Annotated in this window: 1 protein-coding gene; it reads right to left on the minus strand. The window is 55.2% G+C overall.

The window, feature by feature from the left end; genetic code table 11:
* On the minus strand, positions 1 to 203 hold a 203-nt coding region (locus tag ACYP03_RS24610; RefSeq protein WP_459782467.1), incomplete at its 3' end, for a flavoprotein.
* Between the last annotated feature and the right edge of the window lie 174 nt (positions 204 to 377).

Genomic DNA, 377 nt, shown 5'->3' on the forward strand with positions numbered 1-377 from the left:
GGGTCGAGCAGGCTGTCGGCCACCGGGTGACCAGAAACGGCCTGCATGGTAAGCGGGGTAATGAATTCCTTGGCGGCCGGGGTCATGACGACGCGAACCTCTGCGCCTCGTTCAATCAGACGCCGTGTCAGCTCGGCACACTTATAGGCTGCGATGCCACCGCTGATCCCCAGAAGTATTTTCTTTCCTGCCAGTGTTTTCATTCGATTGCCTGTGTCGTGAAAAAACTGGCAACAAGATATCACCAAAGCGACGAGGTTTCATCGCTTTAGTCGCGAGAAAAATGTCTGCCAGGCTGTGACGGATGGTCGAGACCGAGTAATCACTCGACCCAGCACGGCAGGCACTCTGTAACAAGACATCAAAGCTGCGCCTGT

It is taken from the genome of Photobacterium sp. R1, from assembly GCF_054600795.1.